12 protein-coding genes are annotated in these 15,987 nt (G+C 41.0%); 4 read left to right on the top strand and 8 right to left on the bottom strand.

The window, feature by feature from the left end:
- Positions 1–40: 40 nt before the first annotated feature.
- Positions 41–883 (bottom strand): DMT family transporter, encoded by an 843-nt coding sequence (locus QQK00_RS07760; RefSeq protein WP_284216910.1) that lies wholly within the window; start codon positions 881–883, stop codon positions 41–43.
- Positions 884–1,020: 137 nt separating this feature from the next.
- Between QQK00_RS07760 and prfB the strand changes: the two genes are divergently transcribed.
- Both prfB and lysS read left to right on the top strand, forming a co-directional pair.
- Positions 1,021–2,119, top strand: a protein-coding gene (gene prfB, locus QQK00_RS07755) for a peptide chain release factor 2 (protein WP_284217579.1) whose coding sequence is annotated in 2 segments (ribosomal slippage) — positions 1,021–1,095 and positions 1,097–2,119 — 1,098 coding nt in all. Because the reading frame shifts where the segments join, the coding sequence is not laid out codon by codon here.
- 210 nt (positions 2,120–2,329) lie between these two features.
- The gene (gene lysS / locus QQK00_RS07750) at positions 2,330–3,883 is read left to right on the top strand and encodes a lysine--tRNA ligase (protein ID WP_284216909.1); all 1,554 of its coding nucleotides are present in this window, start codon (positions 2,330–2,332) and stop codon (positions 3,881–3,883) included.
- A gap of 182 nt (positions 3,884–4,065) precedes the next feature.
- Here lysS and QQK00_RS07745 read toward each other — a convergent pair whose 3' ends face one another.
- Genes QQK00_RS07745 through QQK00_RS07730 form a run of 4 tightly spaced genes read right to left on the bottom strand, consistent with a single transcriptional unit; the run spans position 4,066 to position 7,871 of the window.
- Positions 4,066–5,634, bottom strand: a complete 1,569-nt coding sequence (locus QQK00_RS07745; RefSeq protein WP_284216908.1) for a sodium:solute symporter family transporter — start codon at positions 5,632–5,634, stop codon at positions 4,066–4,068.
- Between the two features lie 58 nt (positions 5,635–5,692).
- Positions 5,693–6,598 (bottom strand): ketopantoate reductase family protein, encoded by a 906-nt coding sequence (locus QQK00_RS07740; protein WP_284216907.1) that lies wholly within the window; start codon positions 6,596–6,598, stop codon positions 5,693–5,695.
- Entirely contained in the window at positions 6,591–7,307 is a 717-nt protein-coding gene (locus tag QQK00_RS07735; protein ID WP_284216906.1) for a TIGR01621 family pseudouridine synthase, read from the bottom strand. Before QQK00_RS07735 ends, QQK00_RS07740 begins: the two co-directional genes overlap by 8 nt.
- On the bottom strand, positions 7,308–7,871 hold the full coding sequence (locus QQK00_RS07730) for an Hpt domain-containing protein (protein ID WP_284216905.1): 564 nt from the start codon (positions 7,869–7,871) through the stop codon (positions 7,308–7,310).
- A gap of 311 nt (positions 7,872–8,182) precedes the next feature.
- Here QQK00_RS07730 and gshA point away from each other — a divergent pair, with 311 nt between their 5' ends.
- Together gshA and QQK00_RS07720 are read left to right on the top strand one after the other, a co-directional pair.
- Entirely contained in the window at positions 8,183–9,775 is a 1,593-nt protein-coding gene (gene gshA, locus QQK00_RS07725) for a glutamate--cysteine ligase (RefSeq protein ID WP_284216904.1), read from the top strand.
- A 97-nt stretch (positions 9,776–9,872) separates the two neighbouring features.
- A complete protein-coding gene (locus QQK00_RS07720) occupies positions 9,873–10,496 on the top strand; it encodes a transglycosylase SLT domain-containing protein (RefSeq protein ID WP_284216903.1) in 624 nt (207 codons plus the stop codon).
- 60 nt (positions 10,497–10,556) lie between these two features.
- Here the strand turns inward: QQK00_RS07720 and QQK00_RS07715 are convergent, their stop codons facing one another.
- The 3 genes from QQK00_RS07715 to QQK00_RS07705 form a co-directional block, all read right to left on the bottom strand.
- The gene (locus QQK00_RS07715; RefSeq protein WP_284216902.1) at positions 10,557–11,279 is read right to left on the bottom strand and encodes a SapC family protein; all 723 of its coding nucleotides are present in this window, start codon (positions 11,277–11,279) and stop codon (positions 10,557–10,559) included.
- Between the two features lie 10 nt (positions 11,280–11,289).
- Positions 11,290–12,843, bottom strand: coding sequence for a tryptophan halogenase family protein (locus QQK00_RS07710; RefSeq protein ID WP_284216901.1), 1,554 nt, complete (start codon positions 12,841–12,843; stop codon positions 11,290–11,292).
- A 124-nt stretch (positions 12,844–12,967) separates the two neighbouring features.
- Complete coding sequence (locus QQK00_RS07705) at positions 12,968–15,754, bottom strand: TonB-dependent receptor (RefSeq protein WP_284216900.1); 2,787 nt, start codon at positions 15,752–15,754, stop codon at positions 12,968–12,970.
- Positions 15,755–15,987: the final 233 nt, after the last annotated feature.

Raw genomic sequence — 15,987 nt, 5'->3', positions numbered from 1 at the left:
AAATATACGCCCCCATATTTAACCACCAATTAAATGTGGGTCATGCGTGCTCTTTCTTTTGTTTTAGCGCGATTAATATACCTGCAATAATGACGACAGACGCAATCATCATTATTGAAGTCATTGTTTCATCTAACAATAATATGCCTGCCAGCGTGGCAATGACCGGCACAGACAGCTGTAAAACGGCCGCGCTGGAAGATTTTATGTGAGGTAAACATAAATACCAAATCGTATAGCCTACGCCCGATGTAATCGCGCCTGAGGCAATCGCGTAAATGACACCGTCACTAGGCACTGATATATCTTGCCAGGTAACAAGTAATAACAAGGCGCCAAACGGCAGTGATTTTAGAAAATTGTCAGCAGTAACAAGTAACGGTGCGTTATTTGATTTCCCCCGAATTGTATATATTGCCCACGCTATACCCGCGAAGACCATTAATATAGCATAAAGCATTGATGGTACTTGTGAGGGCGAAAGCAATAAACTTAGCCCAGTAACGGCTAGACCAAAACCTAACCACTGATTTAATGAAAACTTATCGCCTTTGCTAAACGCAATCAACAGCATGCAAATTTGTACACTCGCAAATAAAATGAAAGCGCCTGTGCCTGTGTCTAACGCAATGTAAGACCAAGAGAATGCGCTGGCATAAACAAATAAGGCAAACGCAGACAACCAATTTCCTGAGCCAATAAAGCGTTGTTTTCGCAGTAAAACAATGATTGCTAGTACTAGGGCGCCTGAAAGTAAACGAATAAATGTAAAGCTTGACGGGTCTATCGCCGTATGAAGTAACGCCATTCTGCACAGTAGTGAGTTTCCAGCAAAGGCAAATAGCGCAAAAAAAACTGCAAGCGACAACGAATAAAAATGCAAGAGATGTCCTTATATGACTATGGCCTTTGTGCCTACAATACTTGACCGGAATAAGTGCTAATTCTTTTCTCAAGTATATCAATAATTGGCATTTTTCTGTAAACTTCGCGCACTTTGTGAAAATAAAATTATTGAATATGTTTGAAGTTAATCCAATAAATAACGCCATTGCAGATATCCGCACTCGTAGCGAAGCGCTTAGGGGGTATCTTTGACTATGATGTCAAAGTTGAGCGTTTAGAGGAAGTATCAAGAGAGCTTGAATCAGCAGATGTTTGGAATGACCCCGAAAACGCACAAAAATTAGGGAAAGAGAAGGTCGCCTTAGAACAAGTAGTCGATACGATTAAACAACTCGATCTAGGAACAGAAGATATTGAAGGTTTACTTGAGTTAGCGCTTGAAGCGGAAGACGAAGAAACGTTTCAAGAAGCTGAAGCTGAATTAGCCGAATTACTCAAGGCACTAGAGTTACTTGAATTTAGGCGTATGTTTTCAGGCGCGAACGACGCCAATGATGCCTATATTGATATTCAATCGGGTTCTGGCGGCACAGAAGCACAGGATTGGGCAAATATGTTGCTAAGAATGTACTTACGCTGGGGGGAAGAGCAAGGTTTCAAAACTGAGCTAATCGAAGTATCTGATGGGGATGTTGCAGGGATTAAGAGTGCGACGATTCGTTTTCAGGGAGAGTACGCGTTTGGTTGGTTGCGCACTGAAACTGGTGTTCATCGTTTGGTTAGAAAGTCGCCTTTTGATTCTGGTAATCGTAGGCACACATCCTTCGCGTCAGCCTTTGCTTACCCTGAAGTAAATGATGACATTGATATCGACATTAACCCAGCGGATTTACGCATTGATACTTACCGTGCTTCGGGCGCTGGTGGTCAGCATGTAAACCGAACAGATTCTGCTGTGCGTATTACTCACTTACCGACAAATACTGTGGTACAGTGCCAGAATGATCGCTCGCAGCATAAAAATAAAGATCAAGCCATGAAGCAGTTAAAAGCCAAGCTTTATGAATTAGAAATGCAAAAGCAAAACGCTGAAAAGCAAGCCCTTGAAGACACAAAATCAGATATCGGCTGGGGCAGCCAAATACGCTCTTATGTGCTTGACGATTCGCGGATTAAAGACTTAAGGACTGGGGTAGAAACACGTAATACCCAAGCAGTATTAGACGGTGATTTAAATAAATTTATCGTCGCTAGTCTTCAGTCTGGCTTGTAGTAATTTAAGAGTAGAATATTGTAAGCGTTGAATAAGGACAGGAGGAAATAAGTTGTGCTAAAAATAAAGCCTCAAAGGCATGGATGCCTTTGAGGAGCCCCCATGGATGGGTTTATGGCGACTTTATTTTTAGCACAACTTATTTCCTCCTGTGCCTAGCCAGCGTCTCAAAACAAACACCGTTATTAGCAACACCATTCAGGAAAAAAGATGACAACGCAGCAACAAGATGAAAACAAGTTAATTGCCGAAAGACGTGCCAAGCTCAACAGCATTCGTCAGCAATGCAATTCAAATGGTTTTCCAAATCAATTTAGACGCGAGCATTATGCGCAAGATATTCAAGACAAGTTTGCTGCATTCGAAAAAGATGATTTAGCAGAACAAAACAATATTGTGTCTATCGCCGGACGTGTAATGGCTAAACGTGGACCTTTCTTGTTATTGCAAGACATGACTGGGCATATTCAAGCGTATGCAGACAAGGGCGTGCAAAAAGCCATTAAAGCAAAATATGGCAGCCTAGATATTGGTGATATCATTGGCGTAAAAGGGGCCTTGCATAAGTCCGGTAAAGGTGACTTGTATGTAAACATGGAAAGCTATGAATTACTCACGAAAGCCTTGCGTCCTCTACCTGAAAAATTTCACGGCTTGGCAGATCAAGAAACAAAGTACCGCCAGCGTTATGTGGATTTGATAACTAATCCTGATACGCGTCATACCTTTCAAATTCGCAGTAAAGTAGTGAGCGGTATTCGCAAGTTCTTAATTGATCGTCGTTTTATGGAAGTTGAAACGCCAATGCTACAAGTTATACCCGGTGGCGCAACGGCTAAGCCGTTTGTGACTCACCACAATGCTATGGATATCGATATGTATTTACGTATCGCGCCAGAGTTGTACTTAAAGCGTTTAGTTGTTGGTGGTTTTGAGCGTGTATTTGAGATTAACCGTAATTTCCGTAATGAAGGACTGTCTACTCGCCACAACCCAGAGTTCACCATGCTTGAGTTTTACCAAGCGTATGCAGATTATAACGACTTGATGAATCTCACAGAAGAAATGCTCCGCGAAGTTGCACAAGATGTACTTGGCACGACGACGGTGGTCAATACCGTTAAAAATGCAGAAGGCGAAGTAGTTGAAGAGAAGCAATACGATTTTGGTAAGCCTTTTACACGTTTAAGTATGGCTGATGCTGTTATTAAATATTGGCCAGAAGCCAATGCCGACGCGATAAAAGATCCAGAGAACAATCTCGACGCCTTAAAAGCAATGGCAAAACAACTTCACATTAAAGAGCCTGAAGTTGATGGTATTTGGGGTCCAGGTAAATATTTATGTGAAATCTTTGAGGCAACTGCGGAAGAACAGCTAGATCAACCGACCTTTATTACCGAATACCCTTGGGAAGTGTCACCACTTGCTAGACGAAACGATGAAAATCCGTTTGTTACCGATCGTTTTGAGTTTTTTGTTGGCGGTCGCGAACTAGCCAACGGCTTCTCAGAGCTTAATGACTCAGAAGACCAAGCCGCACGTTTTCAAAAACAAGTGGAAGAAAAAGACGCGGGTGACGACGAAGCAATGCACTTCGACGAAGACTACATTGCAGCACTTGAATACGGTTTACCGCCAACCGCAGGTGAGGGGATTGGGATCGATCGTTTGGTCATGTTGTTCTCAGACAGCCCAACAATAAAAGACGTGATCTTGTTCCCGCATATGAAGCCAATTGCTAGTGCAGAAGGCGCTGAATAAGTATTTGTATAAATTACTTAACTGAACCAAAACCTGAACTGGCAGATGTGAGTTCAGGTTTTTTTGTACCTACAATGATAATTTTGGAACACCTGTAGATTGTCGGACGACTAACTCAACACCCACAAATATTCGACTTCTACCATCGAGATCATGCGTTAAATTAAATACCCTAAATAGCGCTACAATACAAACGGTATCGTCACGGCTATTGCCACAATAAATATAAACCAAAGTATCATAAGGCTGGCATCTCGCAACGACAAAGAGCGGAGCGCTTTAGTGTCATCTGAGTCTTGTTTAGCTGCCTCAAGGTTGAATGTGAATGATGTTAAAATTCCCACTCCTGCGGTAGATAAAAATCCAATTAAATTCCACCAAAACCAAAAGATATTTGGCGCAAATTGCCACACGCATACATTGATAAAAACACCTGAAACCAAGCCGATACTCGCATGCGTGCCATTGACGCGTTTTATTAATAAGCCGAGCGTGAAAATCGCAAGAATCGGTCCGTAAAATAGGGAGCCAATTTTATTGATCGCTTCGATTACTGTCGGCGCGATATTTCCTGCAAAAAAAGACAAACCGAGTGTGACTACTCCCCAAAAAATACCCATGTACCTTGCGGCAACTAGGTACTGTTCGTTAGACAATTTCGCGTCTTTCAGCCGGCAATAATCTTCAACAGATACTGCTGACAAGCTGTTCACTGCTGAGCTTAGAGACGACATTGCTGCTGCAAGAATGGCAACTAACAACAAACCAATTACACCGTTGGGCATATAATTGACAATGAAAATGGGCATCATCCAATCCGGTTTATCTGCCGGAATTTGCGCTAGCAAGCTTGGTGTTGTGAGCACAAGGGTGCCGATGACCAGTCCTGACATACAGTAAAGTAAGGTCACGGGAAAGCGCATGAATGTCGCTGCCATTACCATTTTTTTCAGGTCATGTTGGTTTTTAGCAGATAATAAGCGTTGTGCCTCTGATTGGTCGCAACCGTAATAAGATGCATAAAGGACAACGCCGCCAAATAACATTGGCCAAAAACCAAAGCCTTCGCCATTTATACCAAACGATGAAAAATTCACAGCTTGCAATCTAGCTGGGTCAACACCATCTAAAAATATCTGGACACCGCCGATGTGATAGAGAGCAAAACCAAGGCATGCGGCTGTGCCCAAGACAATGAGCACCATTTGTAAGGCATCCCCATAGACAACCGCTTTCATGCCACCTTGCAGAGAATATACGACGGTAACGCAGCCGATCAGCAAGATACTTTGCCAATACGCCAAGCCTATAGTACCTTGCAATATGATAGATACTGCGTAAATCATAATGGCAGTGGCAAAGGAACGGCTCATTTGAAATACAAAACTTAATAGCAGGCGTGTTGAGCGATTGAAGCGTCCTTCAAGGTAGTCATACACACTTACCACCCCAGCATTGTATAGGCGTGGTAGTACCTTCCACAGTAGTAAAAGCATGGCAATGGGGACAGCAAGCTCGTATGACAGCCAAATAAGTCCGCCACCTTCTCTAAGCCCAACGAATGCAGGAGCCGACACAAAGCTGATGGCCGAAAGTTGCGTTGCCATAATTGACAGGGATAAGGGCTTCCAACCTAAGGTTCTGCCGCCTAAAAAATAATCTTGCTTATCGTTTTGATTTTTAAGTAAGAACCCCATGAATAGCAAACCCACTAAATACACGACAATAATTGCATAGTCCAAAAAGTTCATATGTATTCGTTTTCCTTAGTTAAAACGCAAAAATGGCAGACAGCAATGTCGCTGTAGTTTATGTTAGGTAAGTCGCTTCCTGCTGCTTAATTCGAATATACAATTGCTGCATAATTGGTGTTTCAACTTCATAAAGCGCTGCTTTTTTTATTAGTGGGCGCAAAATAGCATCTATTTCAGTTGGTTTTTTACTCAGTTTGTCTTGTAACATGGACGATGTGTTTTCTGCGGTTGTAGTTATTACGTCATATACTGCTTGAGACCACTCAGCATCGCTAAAATCTATATTTTCACATCTAAATACATTCAGTACTTCTTGGATAATTTGTGTGCATGTGTCGTGATATGTAATTAATTCGCCATTTTTACATTCGTAAATAAAGGTGAGTGGATTAATCACACTGTTGACAAGCAGTTTTTTATATATATTGGGGCGTATATTCTTCGTCCATTGGCCGTGAGGATGTTGGCTAATGATCTTTTGTATTGCGTGTTCTCCGTTGACAGCATTTTTTCCACGCTGAATATTACCAATCAACAAGTGACCGTTTCCTGCGAGTTCCACATATCCATCAGTATTTCGAAATAGGCCATCGGTTGATATACCCCAATAAATTGTATGGTCGGGCAACGCTAGGCAAAAGTCATCTAAGCCGGCAATCCCATTTTGCAGTATTAACATGGCTGTACTGTCAGGTAGTGTATGTTTTAACTGTGCGATTAGCGCCGCGTTTTGATAACTTTTAACTGGGATAATAAGTAAATCGATAGCCTGTAAGGTAAGCGCTGAAATTTGTTTGATTTGCGCGCGTAGTGGCGTTGTTTGATTGTCCACAATAATGTCTGGAGAATGGCGGGGTATTCCATCTCTGGTATAAACATGTGTAGAATCGTTATCTAATAAATGACATATATAACTGCCGATACAGCCTAAACCAATTATACCAATACTATGATTAGTCACGATTTTGCTCGATGTGCTCTTTATGCCAATTAATTTTTGGCAACGGTTTTGAGGTGAATGCGGAGATGTCGTCTTCATCAAATTGGTCTTGCCAACGCTCGCCTTCTTTTGGCGGGCAGATAAATGTATATTCTATTCCATCAAACTCAAACGATAAATAGCACGCATGCAAATACATTCTGTCCTCATTTGCGCCGGTATTTTGTGGACTATATCTTGTATCGCCTAGTATTGGCGTGCTATTCGATTGTAAAGCGACTCTTAATTGATGTGTTTTACCAGTATAGGGTTTTAATATGTAAAGACGAATGTTGGGAGCAAAGCTGTTCGTAAAAAATTGTGTGATGGCAGGGTTTTGGTGCGTTTTTACTAACTTGTAACTACCATTGCGACTTTTTTGCATATCCCCTTTAATGAGGCCTTGTTTCTTTTTAGGTTTTCCCGATGTAAGTGCGATGTAGTATTTATTTACCTTTCGTTCAGCAAAGTTTTGCGATAACACCGCTGCCGCTGGCTTATTTTTGGCAAGTATTAAGAGCCCACTGGTACCTTTGTCCAATCGGTGAACCAAAAATAGCGTAGACGTATTCCCCGAAATTGCTTTAGTTTTTGGTATAATGCCGTTTTCAGCACTATGCATCTCAACCTGGCAGGGTTTGTAGATAACCATAAAATCGACATTTTCGAAAAGTATTTCTGGGGCCAACATTTATTCGTCTTTACAGCGCTCAAGTAGCACTAATGCCTTTTCGTATTGTAACTCTTCAATTAGCTCAACCACTTTTGTTTTATCGTCATCGCTTAAGGCCAACCCAGAAACCAAGGTGTGCAATTCAGCGTCATCAATGAACTCATGACGTTCGAGTTTTTGAGATAAGCTATAAAAAGCTTCTTGCGTCGCTTCTCCACTAAGATCCGCAGTGGGAGACTCAACAATATCTAAATGCTCTATTGCTTCGCAGGTTTCCTGCATTACAGTGTCGAATTCGTTTAATGTAGCGTCACTGATTGCCTTGTCTTTTATTTGCTTGTCCAGTACTTTACTGCATTCATACAATGCAGCGAGCCCGAGGTTGCCCGAAATTCCTTTCGTGGTATGTACTTGAATTTTTGCTTCTTCAAAATTATTAGATGAAATTGCTTGCTTCACGGTGCTAGGTGTTTCGGCGAATTCATGACTGAATTTGAACAACATTCGATGGAATAGACTTTCGTCACCACCCAATTGTGAAATGCCAAATGTCACGTCAATTATCGGTATAGATTCATCCATGCGAGTTTACCATCAAAATATTCTTTCTAGTGAGCTAGCTTATTACAAAATGCCATATATAACAAAGACATAATTGGTTAATTACAAAGACTTAATGTTCGAGCTTGCATTTTCTCAATGTTTGCTTGTATTACAGGTGACATATGACACTTCACATCTATGCTCAGGACGGTTTTAACTAGCAAGTTTTGCAGTTTGTAAGTATTTGTTTCAAATTAGCTAGAGATTCATCTTGTAATGCTTGCTACCATACATATATATGAAACAAGCATTATTCGCACTTCCCGAGAAGTTCTCATTTGGAATTGAGCATGACAGATAAATATAAAAATGGTGATTTTGCACTACGCTTGTCATTACTAAAGCAACCAACGCTATCACACTCTCTTAAGGGAATTAAACATGGCGTTGAGAGAGAAGCGCTCCGTGTGTCAAACAGCGGTAATTTGGCTGTAACGTCCCACCCTAAGGTGTTTGGCAGTGCCTTAACGCATGAATGGATTACAACAGATTTCTCTGAATCGTTAATGGAGTTTATTACGCCACCAGAAACCGACGTTGATAAAACCATTGGCCAATTATCAGATATTCATAAGTTTGTGAATGAGTCTTTAGATGATGAATACTTATGGCCTCTCAGCATGCCGTGCTTTGTGGATGCAAATACCAGAATTCCTATTGCAAAATATGGTAGCTCTAACATTGCGAAGATGAAAGAGACATATCGTAAAGGCTTGCACAATCGATACGGTAGTATGATGCAGATAATTTCAGGCGTACATTTAAACTTTTCATTATCTGATGAATTTTGGCAGCACTGGTGCCCTGCCTTAGGCTTAGAGATCAACAAACACACCATTTCCGAGCAGTATTTTGCATTGGTGCGTAATTTTAGGCGTATGGCTTGGATGGTCCCTTATTTATTCGGCGCATCACCGGCCCTATGTAGCTCCTTTGTAGCACACAAGAAGCCTACGCATAATTTTAGTACTCTGGGTAACGGCACTTTATACTTGCCTTACGCAACCTCTTTACGTATGAGTGATTTAGGCTATACAAGTTCTGCTCAGGCGGATCTTAAAATATGTTCAGATAGTTTGGTCAATTATGTAGAGTCCTTGAGAGCGGCAATCAATTTGCCCGCAGCGCAATATGAACATATTCCGACTGGCGAAGATGGCAATTGGCAACAACTCAATGCAAATGTATTACAAATCGAAAATGAGCTCTATGCGCCAATTAGACCTAAACAAGTCGCAGAATATCTTGAAAAACCAACGGACGCTCTTGAACGTCGGGGAGTAAGTTATTTGGAAGTTAGGGGCTTAGATGTAAACCCATTTTCTCCTGTAGGCATAGATGCTCAACAAATTAGATTCATTGATGCATTCTTACTCTATTGTTTAATATTGCCATCACCGGAACTGTCCAATGATGATCATCGCTTCAGTAAGCAGAATTTAGGCAGCGTTGTATTAAATGGAAGAAGCCCTGTCGCAACGATTGAAACCGCAGAAGGTAGCGTATCGCTTAAATTACATGCACAAAGTATCATGTGCGACATTATGAAGATTGCTGAAGTATTAGACGAGGTTAACGAGACTGCTTTGTATACCGAAGCGGTTAAACAAGAGTCGCAAAAAGTCGATAATCCAGCGTTAACATTTTCGGGACGTTTGCTAGATATTTTGTTAGAAAATGATGTGGATAATAGTGCGTTAGGTATAGAATTGGCAAAAGACTACAATCAGATTTTTACGCCAGAAACATATCAGTTTTTTGAAAAACAGGCGTTTGAGTCTCAGACAACACTGTCTAACGAAAAGCGAGAAAGTATTGAAAAACAAGACGATTGTGACTTCGATACTTTTGTCAGGGAATATTTCTCTATGGCGTGTGCATAAAAAAACCCGTTACATTTAGTAACGGGCTAAAACACACTTAGGGAAACATAAAATATGTACAAGTAAGAGCATATATGGGGCGGTAAAGTTCAAAAAAATGTTAAAAAAATTTAAAACATTATTTTTGGTATGCCTATCACTGCTTGTAGTCAACGCATGCAGTACGACACCGCCAGCGCAACGTGAGAATCTTTGCAAAATATTTGAAGAAAAGCGTCATTGGTATGATGCGGCGGAAGATATGCGTGACAAGTATGGTGTACCCATACATGTACCAATGGCCATGATGTATCAAGAAAGCTCTTTTCGACATGATGCCAAACCTCCCAGAGATTATGTGTTCTTTGGTTTAATACCTTGGGGCAGAATAAGCAGTGCATATGGGTATGCGCAAGCTAAAACAATGACCTGGCAAGATTATAAAACTGAAACGGGCAATCGCTCAGCCGACAGAGACGATTTTGATGACGCAATAGACTTTATGGGTTGGTTTATTACAAAAACGCATAAAATTAATAAGATATCAAAATGGGATGCGGGTACTCAGTATCTTAATTATCATGAAGGGTGGGGCGGGTATAAGCGTAAGTCTTACCGTAAAAAAGCCTGGCTACAAAAAGTGGCGATAAAGGTAGATAATCGTTCAAAGCGTTACGCCGCTCAGCTAAAAACGTGTGAGAAAGACTTACAAAAAGGTTGGTTTATGAGATTGTTTACATGAATATGAGCATAAAAGGGTGAGAACAATGTCCTCACCGACCGCTCTATTTTATTCAGAACTTTAAAGCGATGCATTTTTCTTATTGATCAGTTTTTGAATATTTCCAAAAGACGCAATCAACATATGGCAGGCTTGTAAATACCCCAAGCTGTGGAATTTTTCTAGCACATCGCCTTTTAATTCGCTTAATTTATCTTCATTGATGCTATAAAAGCCTTGGAAGCTTTTTTGTTCACCATTTTTTAATTTAACATTCAACTGCATTTGTTCAACAAGTTCTTCCTTTACCAAGGCGTCAACAAAAGAACTGGTTCTTGGCAAACCTTGAAGTAAAGCAGCAAGCAATTCACTGGTTTTGTTTAAATAATTAGTTGCATTACCCTCTTTGTCGAATAACGCTTCACCACCTTTGTCTGTTACGCGTTTGTGCTCAAGTTGAATGGTGACAACAGTATTGTCTGGTGTAGGTTCTGCACCTTCTTTGTCTTTAATGCCTATCATAAATGGTTGGCGAAGAATGTGAAGAGGTACATAACTCGCTTGCCAAATGTCACCCTCCAAAAATAAATTTTCGCCAGCATCAAAGCCGGTTAGCGCATGTAGAGCAAATCGCCCAGTATTTGGATCTTTTAACAAACAGACGGGATATTCAGTGACTAATGAACGAAGTTCATCGGCAATGACGGGGACTGTATTGACATTTTCACCATATTTTTCTCCGCGTGTTGTAATTACGCAGATGTCTTTATGTTCGTTTGGGCTTAAAATAGTTTGAGCTAACAACGGGAACTCCTTATATCGGTTGTAGTCCGTATTGATAAATTTTATTCAATAATTCTCTATTGGTAGGCATAGAGGATACTAGTTTTTTACTTTCTTCGGCATTCTTTTTAAATAATTTTATGGCGCGGTCTGCGCTTTTATCTGATATTCCTAAATGACTCAGCTCTGTTTCGAAGCCCATGCCATAGAGTACGTACTGGTAACTGGCTGCGGGAAAGACTTCTTTGGCATATTCAAAATCTTCATGCCAAGGTGTTTTGTTCTTCCAAAGCGTAAGCAGTTCTTTGAGGCTGTCAGGTATTGTCGCGGGGTCTCTGTGATCTATCCAAAATTGGTTATCATCTCGCTTATTAAGCATGTAGTGCAGTTTTAAGAAGTCTATGATACAAGCCCAGCGATATAAGAATGTTTTATTAAAACGTTTGGCTACAATGTCCATTGAAGCTCGATTTGCCGGCATTTGTTCTGAAATCATTTCAGCCGAAATTTCAACTAATAGAATGGCAGATGCCTCCAAGGGTTCTAAAAACCCCGCTGATAAGCCGACCGCCACACAATTTCGCTTCCAGAATATTTCTCTATGGCCAGCTTTAATGTCTATTTCACGAATACTCAGGCTATCTACGTCGTCAAAACTGGGACGAATGTAGTCTTTTAGCTGTTGTTTTGCCGTATCTACATCAATATATTTACTAGCGTACACATGGCCCACTCCTCGACGAGTTGACAGACCAATGTCCCAGATCCAACCTGCAGATTGTGCAGTAGAAATTGTATGAGACGCAATTGGGCTTGATTCATTGTCATAGGGTACGTGAACAGCCAGTGCTTTATCGACAAAAAGCACATCCTGACAAGACCTAAAGGGGACTTGTTGATTCTCACCAAGTAATAGCGATTTAAACCCTGTACAATCAATAAATAAATCACCGCTTAGGTCGCCATTTTCTTTCGTAGAAACGGATTCAATATCGCCGTTTTCTTTATTATTGATTTTTACTACATGATCTAGCACATGATTGACGTTAAGCGTTGACACGCAGTGTTTTTGAATAAACTGCGAAAATGCACCTGCATCTAAATGATATGCATAATTTGCTATGCTGGCATACTCGGCAGTTGCTATTTTTTTTGGCGCTAAGCCATGTTCACACAGGTATTCCTGAGTGCAGACTGCTTCAGAAAAAGATACGTCTGTATCTCGTGACAGCCAATGCTCTGCTAAATTTGTATGATCAAAGTCTTGAGGTAATACTAATGGGTGGTAATAAAAGTCATCTTCATTACCGGTAACCCATTTTGCAAATTTGGCACCTTGTTTAAATGAAACGTTACATTCTTTGATAAAATCGGTTTCACGGATGCTCATATTCAGTAGTGTTCTGCGCATTGTAGGCCAAGTGCCTTCGCCTACGCCAATGATTGGTACATCAGGTGATTCGATGAGGGTAATGGTAAACCCTGACTTCTTATCTTTTTTTAGCTTGGCTGCAATGGTGCCTGCCGTCAGCCAACCCGCAGTGCCGCCACCGACAATGACTATATTTTTTATAAGCTGATTCATTTACTTAGCGACCTATATACTCGATAAAACAAGAATATTTTATGTTATTTGCTCGAAAGGTTAAATAAAAAAGCCGCCATTATGGCGGCTTTTAACACTTCAACATTGGTAGGGTGTAAAGTTTTTAGAACTTAGCTCTTACACCGATATTGAAACGAGGACCATATTGCTCTGCATCCAATAGTTGACGCTGGAATCTTGCAAAACGTCGCGTAGTTTCATCAGTTAAGTTTATTGCGTCTACGAATACGGATACCGTATCGTTGATATCATAACTAGCACTTAAATCCCATTGGCCATATGACTCGACGATTACTGGCTCAGCGCCAGCAGACTGAATAAACTCATCTCGCCAGTTGTAGGCTAAACGCACCTGCAATTGATCGTTTTCGTAAAATCCAACGAGGTTACCAGAATCGCTTAAGCCGGGTAACGAAAACGCCTGATTAGTTTGGAATGGGTCGAAATCCTGATTAACGTTTACTAGCGTATAGTTAGCGACAGCACCAAAACCAGTTTCGCCAAAGAAATATTGGGCATTGAATTCCCAGCCATCTACTTCTCTATCTTCTAGGTTTATTGGAGTATTAACTTCCCAAGTGATTACAGGGTCTGTTGGACGGCTTAGACATGCAGAGTTTGGTACAGTAGACGAATCCGGACAGGCATCCCGAGCCACGCTCGCAGCGCTTGGATCGGTGATTGGCGTACCATCGACAAAACTAAGCTCTCTAAGCTGCTCTGATTGTACAATGAAATTTTCAACGTATTTTCTAAAGTATGTTACTGACGCCGTGCTTCCATTTTCACCGTACCATTCTAATGCGATATCAAAGTTGTCTGAAGTAAGAGGTAATAAGTTTGGATTGCCTTGACTCGCCCTGAACGGACCTTCAGGTCGCGGTGCGTTTAGGTTCGTACCAGGGAATAGGAAGCCCAAACCAGGTTTGCCAATAGTACTGCTGTATGAGAAGCGAGTAATCAAATCTTCCGTAACTTCCATGCTGAAGTCAAAATTAGGTAATATACGTGTGTAACCACCACCGATTGACTGTCTTGCTTCTACACCGTCGAATACAACTTGGAGTTCTTCCACGTTTCTGTAGTTTAAAGACTGAATACCTTCTTGTACCGTATAAGAAGTAACGTCAGTATCCTCATACCTCACGCCAACATTTAAATTTACTGGTAGTTGATTAAACTCAGTTTCAAAGTCAAAGCTTACGTAAAGAGAATCAGTTTCTTCTGTCACGCCATTTTCAGAAATATTGGGCGTGATGAGTTGGTTCTCTGCAGTTACGATATCAATAAATTGTCTTGCGGAGTAATTAAGAAAGAGAGGGAACAAGTTTTCTTGACCTGGGAATTGGTCAGATGCACTGCCCAATGGGCGGGTCGTAACATCTAGACCGCTTAATGGAATGTTAACAAAGTTAAACTCTCCACGTCTTGCTGAGTCCACTTCAACTTTAGTGCTCTGAAATCCAAAGTTAATGCTGGTAAGCGCACCATCTTCAAGGTTCTCCCAAATACCATCTAAACGAAGTTGTTGGATACCATTATCCATTTTGAAGCCGCGTCGTTGATACAAGTCTGAAACTAGATTTGCTTTGTCATATGCTGAACCTGGGATCTTGCTGTCATCTACAAAAATAGAAGGGATTTCGCCAGTGAAGTTTGCTCCAATATCGACACCTAATCCATCGAATTTAGGATTTTTTAAATTGGCGATATGCTCATATATATCGTTTTCGTCAGGGTTTGATTTTGATTCTGAGTCATGGACGTCTAATGTAAACTTCAATGATTCGCTGGCTTGCCATTCTATGTTAAGGCCAAAAGAGTCATTTTCTTTTTTCTCTAAATACTGCCATGCCCAAAAGTTAAGTTCGTCATCAGGATCAAATATGTTAACTAATGTGCCATTTTCATCTGTTGTGCCAAATGGGTCGTCGAACCAATAAGCCGAACGGTTAGTAATGCTAGTTTCTTCAAAGCGGGTTAAAGTATAGTCTGCTGTGACTACGATATCATCCGTTGGCGCAGCTTGAAGGACTAGTTGAGCGTTTAGACGATCTCGTTCGCTGTCAAAACGCTCACTTACTGCTGTCCATGGCGTCCAGAAGTTTTGTTCTTGATTATTGCTTGTATTAATAGCAGTCGTGTCGATTTGAGAACGGTTACCGCGATTTCTTACCCATCCGTCAGTACCTACGCGGTCTCTACCTGAATGACGTTCTGAAAGTGAGGCAGAAAGCAAGACGCCAAATTTACCATCCATAAACACGTTGCTTACCATTCCCGATAGTTCAGGCGTAATACTGTCACCTAAATCGACGCTGGTATCAATTACGCCTTGAGCACTTGCAAACGCTTTAAACTCGCCATAGTCAAACGGTTTTGCAGTTTGAATATTTATCGACGCACCGATGCCGCCGCCCGTAACGTTTGCCTTACCTGTTTTGTATACTTGAACACCTTTAACCGCTTCCGCTGCAATTTCGCGGAAGTTAAAGCTTCTAGCGGGTCCTGTTACAGATGATGTTGGCATTTGTCTACCGTTTAAGGTAACAAGGTTAAAGCCAGGGCCGAAACCACGTACACTTACAGAATTACCTTCATTGTTTGAGCGGTCGATTGATACACCGGTTATACGCTGCAAGGATTCTGCAAGGTTTGTGTCTGGAAATTTACCAATATCTTCTGCTGTGATGGCATCTACTACACCAGCTGATTCGCGTTTGATATTAGCAGAACTTGCCAATGATCCTCTGATACCTGATACGTTGATGACTTCCACGTTGTCGTTTGCACCAGCATTGTCCTGCGCAATGGCAGAGGTTGATAGGCCTGCGCCTGCAACTAATAATGAAGCGGCAATGGCGTTTAGTTTAAATCTATTGTTTTTCATATGCGTCCCCGTAGCCCTTAAATGGCTGGAAATGTGTATTTTAGTGTGCAGTGGGTTCAGCTAAATCTATGCTTTATTGAATGTGCAAAATGGTATTGCTAGTACCTCATAGCTAAAATCACCAACAGATTGTTAACCTGTAAAATGTTTATTGTTTACAATCTATGTGTAATTCTTAACTTTTTTTGTACAGATTTCCAGTCTTTTGTTAAAAAATTTAACAAAGAGTTAAA

This window comes from Agaribacter marinus (assembly GCF_030160655.1).
GTDB lineage: Bacteria > Pseudomonadota > Gammaproteobacteria > Enterobacterales > Alteromonadaceae > Glaciecola > Glaciecola marina.
The sequence above is the reverse complement of the archived record's forward strand: the minus strand, read 5'-3'. Positions and strand labels throughout refer to the sequence as shown.

What these genes read in the sequence shown, in the direction of transcription:
- lysS (WP_284216909.1), top strand. Translation starts at nt 2,330, where the DNA reads ATGACAACGCAGCAACAAGATGAAAACAAGTTAATTGCCGAAAGACGT.
- QQK00_RS07745 (WP_284216908.1), bottom strand. Translation starts at nt 5,634, where the DNA reads ATGAACTTTTTGGACTATGCAATTATTGTCGTGTATTTAGTGGGTTTG.
- QQK00_RS07735 (WP_284216906.1), bottom strand. Translation starts at nt 7,307, where the DNA reads ATGTTGGCCCCAGAAATACTTTTCGAAAATGTCGATTTTATGGTTATC.
- QQK00_RS07730 (WP_284216905.1), bottom strand. Translation starts at nt 7,871, where the DNA reads ATGGATGAATCTATACCGATAATTGACGTGACATTTGGCATTTCACAA.
- gshA (WP_284216904.1), top strand. Translation starts at nt 8,183, where the DNA reads ATGACAGATAAATATAAAAATGGTGATTTTGCACTACGCTTGTCATTA.
- QQK00_RS07720 (WP_284216903.1), top strand. Translation starts at nt 9,873, where the DNA reads ATGTTAAAAAAATTTAAAACATTATTTTTGGTATGCCTATCACTGCTT.
- QQK00_RS07710 (WP_284216901.1), bottom strand. Translation starts at nt 12,843, where the DNA reads ATGAATCAGCTTATAAAAAATATAGTCATTGTCGGTGGCGGCACTGCG.
- QQK00_RS07705 (WP_284216900.1), bottom strand. Translation starts at nt 15,754, where the DNA reads ATGAAAAACAATAGATTTAAACTAAACGCCATTGCCGCTTCATTATTA.